The sequence below is a fragment of the Lysinibacillus sp. BSL11 genome (assembly GCF_052928325.1).
In genome coordinates, this window is record NZ_JAVGCX010000001.1 from 527,544 (window position 1) to 533,877 (window position 6,334).

5 protein-coding genes are annotated in these 6,334 nt (G+C 40.0%); 1 reads left to right on the forward strand and 4 read right to left on the reverse strand.

Translation table 11 applies throughout. The features are described from left to right. Positions 1–3 precede the first annotated feature (3 nt). Genes RCJ95_RS02640 through zapA form a run of 4 tightly spaced genes read right to left on the reverse strand, consistent with a single transcriptional unit; the run spans position 4 to position 4,962 of the window. The gene (locus tag RCJ95_RS02640) at positions 4–2,370 is read right to left on the reverse strand and encodes an endonuclease MutS2 (protein WP_446721855.1); all 2,367 of its coding nucleotides are present in this window, start codon (positions 2,368–2,370) and stop codon (positions 4–6) included. A gap of 18 nt (positions 2,371–2,388) precedes the next feature. Beyond that, complete coding sequence (gene polX, locus RCJ95_RS02645; RefSeq protein WP_446721856.1) at positions 2,389–4,098, reverse strand: DNA polymerase/3'-5' exonuclease PolX; 1,710 nt, start codon at positions 4,096–4,098, stop codon at positions 2,389–2,391. A gap of 58 nt (positions 4,099–4,156) precedes the next feature. Beyond that, positions 4,157–4,696: a CvpA family protein gene (locus tag RCJ95_RS02650; RefSeq protein WP_004226395.1), complete on the reverse strand. Its 540-nt coding sequence runs from the start codon at positions 4,694–4,696 to the stop codon at positions 4,157–4,159. 5 nt (positions 4,697–4,701) lie between these two features. Beyond that, the gene (zapA, locus tag RCJ95_RS02655) at positions 4,702–4,962 is read right to left on the reverse strand and encodes a cell division protein ZapA (protein ID WP_016991554.1); all 261 of its coding nucleotides are present in this window, start codon (positions 4,960–4,962) and stop codon (positions 4,702–4,704) included. A gap of 135 nt (positions 4,963–5,097) precedes the next feature. On the opposite strand from zapA, the gene rnhC reads away from it, so the two are divergent. Beyond that, on the forward strand, positions 5,098–6,021 hold the full coding sequence (gene rnhC, locus RCJ95_RS02660; RefSeq protein WP_274769859.1) for a ribonuclease HIII: 924 nt from the start codon (positions 5,098–5,100) through the stop codon (positions 6,019–6,021). Positions 6,022–6,334: the final 313 nt, after the last annotated feature.

Genomic DNA, 6,334 nt, shown 5'->3' on the forward strand with positions numbered 1-6,334 from the left:
AGCTTATTTCAATTCAACAACTGTGACGCCTAAGCCCCCCTCACCGGCTTCACCAAAACGGAAGGATTTTACGCGCTTATGCTTTTTCAAATAGCTTTGAATACCTTGACGTAAAGCCCCTGTACCAACTCCATGAATAATGGACACACGACCATAATTAGAGAGTAATGCATCATCAATATATTTCTCTGTTCTTAAGATTGCATCCTCATAACGTTCACCACGTAAATCTAATTCTAATTTCACATGACTATTTCGATTTTTCACACCAGCTGTTCGTAATACAGGCTCTTTTTCAGGTTTAATATACTCCAAATCACTATCTGAGATTTTCATTTTTAAAATCCCCATTTGGACAACCCATTCGGTATTCGACACCTTTTCTAACAAAGTACCTCGTTGACCATAGCTTAACACCTTTACCTCGTCTCCGACAACTAAGTTTTGTGCACGAGCTTTTACTTGTGCCGCCTTTTTTAGTACTTTATTGTCTTCAAGTGGTGTTGCTTCTTCCAAGCGTTTACGTGCTTCAATCAATTCATGCTCCTTGACAACTTGGTCAGCATTTTTACGCATTTCTCGCAGCTCTGCAATAATCGCTTCTGCTTCACGTTTCGCTTCATCAACAATTTTACGCGCCTTTTCCTTTGCCTTCTTATCAAGCGCCTCTTTGCGCTCCTCATAGGCTTGCAATTTATCTTGAAGCTCTTTACGTAATGTCTCTGATTCTAATAGTAATGCATGCGAACGCTCTGCATCATCTTCGGATTGGCGACGTGTTTCTTCCAATGAGGCAATCATCGATTCAACCTCATGTCGATCGGTTCCAGTAAAGCCTTTAGCACGATCAATAATGGATTCAGGTAAACCAAGACGACTGGAAATTTCAAATGCATTTGATCGCCCAGGTACACCGATAAGTAGACGGTAGGTCGGGCTCAAAGTTTCAATATCAAACTCTACACTGGCATTGGCTACACCTGGTCGATTATAGCCATAAGCTTTTAATTCAGGATAGTGAGTTGTAGCCATTACACGAGCACCGCGCCCATGTACTTCGTCTAAGATTGAGATGGCTAAGGCTGCCCCTTCCTGTGGGTCAGTACCTGCCCCTAACTCATCAAAAAGAACAAGTGATTCGTGATCAAATTTTTGTAGGATGTCTACAATATTGACCATATGGGACGAGAACGTAGAAAGTGATTGCTCAATTGATTGCTCATCACCAATATCGGCAAATAATTGCTCAAATACAGCAAGTTCTGAGCCATCTAATGCTGGCACTGGTAATCCCGCTTGCGCCATTAATGTACACAGACCAACCGTTTTTAATGTCACCGTTTTACCACCTGTATTAGGACCTGTAATGACAATAGCTGTAATGTCTTTACCAAATTCAATATCATTAGGAATAGCTGATTCTATTGGTAGCAGTGGATGACGCGCACGTATTAGTCGGATATAGCCATTCTGATTCATTTTCGGCATTGTACATTTATTGGCTTGGCCATATTTGCCCTTTGCTAAAATGACATCGATATCGCCTAATACCTTCACTAAGTTAAATAAATCTGATGCTACTTCTTCCACCATTGCACTTAATGCTAGTAAAATACGTTCAATTTCTGCCTGCTCTTTCATTTTCAAGCGATGAATTTCATTGTTTGCTTGGACAACAGAATCTGGCTCAATAAATAAGGTTTGACCAGAAGAAGATTGGTCATGAACAATCCCACCATAATGGTGACGATATTCTTGCTTTACGGGAATAACAAAGCGATCATTACGAATTGTCACAAGTGTATCAGAAAGCATTTTCGCTGCATTACTTCCACGAATTAAACTTTCCAGCTTAGAGCGGACTTTCCCTTCTTCAGCACGCAAAGATTGGCGAATAGAGCGCAATATTTGACTAGCAGAATCTAAGACAGCACCATTGTCGTCAATACAGTTATTGATTTCATGCTGCAATCCTGTTAAGACAGGCATTGCTTCCTTTTTGGAGATGAAATGGGGAATATCAATCACTTCATCGGCTTCTAAATCTTCAATAAAATTGCGTAAAATTCGGCTTGCTCGAATCGTGCTCGAAATTTCCATTAGTTCTACTGCTGCTAACATGCCTCCTATTTGAGCACGTCTGGCAGAGGGACGGACATCGAAAATTCCTCCCATTGGTACATTGCCCTTCACACGCAAAATGGATAGTCCCTCATCCATTTCCTCTAATAATTGTACTACTTTATCAAAATCAGTTTGTGGCACAAGTTCCTCAATGGCAGATTTACCAATGGAGGAAGTACAATAGGAAGCCACTTGTTGCCTAACTTTATCGTATTCTAGTGTTTTCAATGCGCGGTCAGCTATCACTGAGAACACCTCCTCAGCCTATTTATTTCTTCGTATGAACGCTTCAAACTGTTCACGCGTCCATGTATTCACAATCATATCTTTCGGTAACCATGCTCTATTTGCATAGCGAACCCCAATATCCATAAAACGTAAATGCGCAATATCATGTGCATCTGTATTGATGGCTACTGGCACACCTGCAGCGCATGCCATTTCTAAATGTTCTACACATAAATCGAGACGATACGGATTTGCATTTAACTCTAAAATTTTACCATATTCCTTTGCCCAGGCAATTAACTGTTTCATATCAGGATTATAACCATCGCGATCTTCAATAATTCGACCAGTCGGATGGGCAATCATATGAACATAGGGATTTTGCATAGCAGTTAGTAAACGTGCCATAATTTTATCTTGTGATTGTGTAAAACTAGAATGAATGGAAGCAATAACAAAATCGAGCTCTTTTAACACCTGATCTTCGAAATCAAGGGAGCCGTCTGGTAAAATATCCATCTCCGTCCCTTTAAACAAATGAAAATCTGGATGTGCTGCATTAAACGCCTCAATTTCTCCACGTTGCTTTTCTAAACGCTCTGGCGTTAATCCATTTGCTACTTTTAGGAATTGCGAATGGTCTGTAATAACGCTATATTGATAGCCCCGTGCTAGTAACGCCTCGCCCATTTCTGCAACAGAGTATGCACCATCCGACCATGTTGTATGCATATGCAAATCAGCTTTAATATCCTCTAGTCGAACTAAGTTATGAATTATGTTTGTTTTGTCAAATTCTGCTGTTCCTGTCCGTAAGCTTGGCGGAATCCAAGGTAGATCAAAATGAGCGAAAAATGCTGCCTCGTCTTGAAACGTAAAAACGGTACCATCTTCCTGTTCCACACCATATTCACTTATTTTTTCACCACGGGCTTTGGCAATTTGCCGCATACGAACATTATGATCTTTTGAACCTGTGAAATGGTGCAGCGCAGTCGCATACTCATTGTCCTTCACTAAACGGAAATCAACGCTAACGGGCTCATCTAAGTCTAAAATCACTGAAATTTTAGTATCCCCTGCTGCCACTACTTCTTGAATGGCTAAGCTATTTAACAACTTTTTGCGTACTTCCTCAACTGCTTCTGTCACAACAATAAAATCAATATCTTTGCTAGTTTCTAACGCGCGACGGAAGCTGCCAGCAACTGAAAAACGTTCTACTTCCTTCATACTACCTAGAAGCGCCTCTATTTGTAAAACCACAGGCTCAAGCTGCCAAATTGGTAGTCGTTCTGAACGATTTGCTAAATTGGCTAGCTCCTTTAAAATTTTCTCCTCAGATTTTACAGCAAATCCAGCTAATTCACGTACTTTCCCAGCTTCACAAGCTACCTTTAAGCTTTCGGCAGAGTCAATACCAAGCTCTTGGTGAAGTTTCGCTATTTTTTTTCCTCCCAAGCCAGGTAATTTTAGCAATGGCAGTAACCCTTTAGGTATAATCTCTTCTAACTCCTTTAGCAAACTCGATTCACCTGTTGCCATTAAGTCCTCTATTACAGCCGCAGTACCCTTGCCAATTCCTTTGAGTTTTGTTACATCATCCATTTCGCTTAATGAACGCTCGTCCCCCTCTAGTGCTGCCGCTGCCTTTCGAAAGGCTGATACCTTGAATGGATTTTCTCCCTGTAGTTCCATATATAAAGCAATTTTTTCGAGTGTGCGAATAATTGTTTTTTTATTCATTGGTAATTCCTCCTATCGTAAAAACACTTCCCTCAAGACAGAGAGAAGTGCACAGTTACTATTGCATATAAATATACCACCAGTTTTGGAACATCTTTGTAATAATTGGTGTATGCTCCAACATGAGACCACTTAACAATGACTTCGACATTAAATTTTGTATGGCATCTACTGGTAATAAGGCGCACACATATAGCAAAATAAACATAATTAAATAGTTTTCAATCATGCCAAGTAACGCCCCAAGCCAACGATTCACTGTATTTAGCACAGGCAAATACGCGATAAAATCAAATATCGATGCCACGATTTGCAACGTTATTTTTACTGCAAAGAAAATAACAGCAAAGGCAATTACCCGATAAAAGGTACGGTCTAAATCTAGACTATCAATGACAACGCCAAGGCTACCTGTGTCAGTTACGCCTGGATATGGAACCCAAAATACAAATTTTTGTGCTAATGGCTTATAATAAATATACGCAACAATTAGGGCTACTACAAAGCTGACAATATGCATCATCTGTACAATAAAACCTCGTTTTGCACCGACGCCTATACCAGCTAACAGTACCACTAATATGATTAAATCTAACATTTTCTTCAACCCTTTAACTTTTTCAATTCTTCTTCTAACTGCTCCATTCGTTCTTTTAATAGTAAATAATCATGAACTGTATTTACTGCTGTCAGAACAGCAAGTTTTGTGCTATCAAGTGAGGGATTATGTACGTTCATCTCGCGCATACGGTCATCAACAATCGAAGCAACAAGTCGCATATGGCCAATGGATTCAGAGCCGACCATTTTATATGTATGACCATATATTTCAACAGAAATTTTATTCTTTTCTTGTTTTTCCATAGTCGCACCCTCCTATAAATTCGATGCACACACGATTTTAGAGGCTTGTGAGCACCATCACACAAAAAAGCTATTTATTATCATACCATGAAAGGTATAAAATTGTGAACAACGAGGACAGAAAGGAACGATTAAATGGCAAATATTGTGCTTTCCATTTCAACAAATATTCAAAAAGAGGTGATGGCTTACTATGCAACGCACTTTATAGAACGAAAGGCTCCTGGTGTCATATTTGCTGCAAAACTACCAGATACAGCCATAACTATGTATAAATCAGGCAAATTAATGTTCCAGGGGGGCGGTGCTGAACGCGAGGCAGCACGTTGGGGAACTGTTGAAAAAACCGCTACTCCACTCTCCACTATTGGAGCAAAAGGGGATGTACTGCCTAACAATTTCGCAACCATGTCTGTCTTAGGCTCAGACGAAACAGGCACAGGTGATTATTTTGGTCCAATCACAGTAGCAGCAGTGTATGTGCCTACTTCCAAAATCGACCTCATGAATGAGCTTGGTGTAAAAGATTCAAAAATGCTAACAGATGACTATATGAGGAAAATTGCACCTGATTTGCGTGCAGCCTGTGTCCATAGTGTTCTCGTCTTACGTAACGAGAAATATAACAACTTACAAGGAAAAGGCTATTCGCAAGGTAAAATGAAAGCTATGATGCATAACAAGGCACTACAAAACACGCTATCAAAAATGGCACCTGAAAAACCTGAATTTATTTTAATCGACCAATTTGCTGAACGTGGTGTCTATTACAATTATTTAAAAAATGAACGTGAACTTGTACAAGAAAATGTCTACTTTTCTACTAAAGCAGAACAATTACATGTAGCTGTGGCTACAGCATCTATTTTAGCTCGTGCTGCCTTTTTAAAGGAGATGGACCGTTTGAGTGACATTACAGGGCTTACATTAATGAAGGGTGCCTCTAACAAAGTAGATGTGCAAGCAGCCCGAATCTGGCGTAATCAAGGCGAAGAATTTCTACGCTCCATCACAAAATGGCATTTCGCCAACACTGATAAAGCACGGAAGATGAAGTAAATCGTACTATTGGTTGCTTAAAAAAGCTTTTTGGGGGTTCCTGATGAGCGTGAGACGCATTAGGAACCTTTTTGAGCGCTTTCCTACTTGGGGGAGCGCTTCAGTCATCTTTTAGAGCGCTTTTCTACTTGGGATGAGCGCTTCAGTCATCTTTTAGAGCGCTTTTCTACTTGGGATGAGCGCTTCGGCTGTTAGTATAAAAAATGGACACGAACTTAAGAGAGACTTATGATGAAGGAACAAAAAGGACGTGTCGAAAATGGAAAAGCAAACAAGAAAAAGATTATCGCAAGAAACCAAAGATTATATTGTG